The organism is Intrasporangium calvum, assembly GCF_028446585.1.
GTDB classification, from domain to species: Bacteria; Actinomycetota; Actinomycetes; order Actinomycetales; family Dermatophilaceae; genus Intrasporangium; species Intrasporangium calvum_A.
Genome location: NZ_JAPFQL010000159.1, coordinates 1 through 1,234 on the forward strand (window position 1 = coordinate 1; position 1,234 = coordinate 1,234).

The 1,234-nt window shown below is 70.0% G+C and carries 1 protein-coding gene; it reads left to right on the plus strand.

The features are described from left to right. Nucleotides 1-32: 32 nt before the first annotated feature. Nucleotides 33-1,112, plus strand: coding sequence for an NADH:ubiquinone reductase (Na(+)-transporting) subunit F (locus tag OO014_RS19260; protein WP_272463945.1), 1,080 nt, complete (start codon nucleotides 33-35; stop codon nucleotides 1,110-1,112). Nucleotides 1,113-1,234: the final 122 nt, after the last annotated feature.

Consider the following 1,234-nt stretch of genomic DNA (forward strand, 5'->3'; position numbering starts at 1 on the left):
CCGCTTTTGCTTGAGTCCCAAAGGAGTCCGCTGTGGAGACCTTCACGATCACCGTCGAGCCGCTCGGTCGTGAGATCGAGTGCCGCGAGGACCAGACGATCCTCGACGCCTGCCTGCGCAACGGCGTGTGGCTGCCCCACTCGTGCACCCACGGCACGTGCGCGACGTGCAAGTGCGACGTCGTCGACGGCGACGTCGACCACGGCGACGCGAGCTCGTTCGCGCTGATGGACTTCGAGCGGGACGAGGGCAAGCTGCTGACCTGCTGCGCCAAGCCGCGCTCCGACGTCGTGATCGAGGCCGACATCGACGTCGACGAGGACGTCGAGGTGCACCCGGTGCAGGACTTCGTCGCGACGGTCGTGGAGCTCGAGGACATCGCCCGCGACACGCGGCGGCTCGTCATCGAGCTGGACCGGCCGATGGCGTTCAACGCCGGGCAGTACCTGAAGTTCCAGGTGCCGGGCAAGGACGCCGACCGGACCTACTCGATCGCGAGCCCGCCGACCGAGCAGCAGCGGCTCGAGTTCCACATCCGCCGCACGCCCGGGGGCCTGGCGTCGGACGGCTGGGTCTTCTCGACGATGGCCGTCGGGGACGACGTCAACGTGTCGGGGCCCTACGGGCGGTTCGTCCTCAAGGTCGGCGACGACCGGGACGCCGTGCTCGTCGCGGGGGGCACCGGGCTCGCGCCGATCAAGTCGATGATCCGGCACGCGCTGGAGAACGAGGCCTACGAGGGGCACCTGACGCTCTACCAGGGCGGGCGGTCGCGCGAGTGGCTCTACGACGTCGAGGAGTTCCGGGCGCTCGAGGCGGCGTATCCCGACCAGTTCACCTACCGGCCCTGCCTGTCGGAGGAGACGGCGGAGGAGGTCGGTTCGGACGCGGCGAGCTTCGGCTTCGGGCTGGTGACGGACGTCATCGCGGCCGACCACCCCTCGCTGAGCGGGTGCGCGGGGTATCTGTGCGGCCCGCCGCCGATGGTCGAGGCCGCGCTGAAGACCCTGATGTCCAAGCGGCTCTTCCCGCGCGACATCTACCGGGAGGACTTCTTCGACGAGTCCGACAAGGCGTCCGGCGGCCTCAAGAGCCCCCTCATCAAGCGCTGACCACCGCAACACGCCCGCCGCCCAGCAACTCCACGCGTGGCAGCACTGGTCACCTTCGCGGTGGCGGGCGTGTTGCGGGGGCGGGTCAGAGGTGGTGCTCGCGCAGGGCCCGGCTGAGCGTG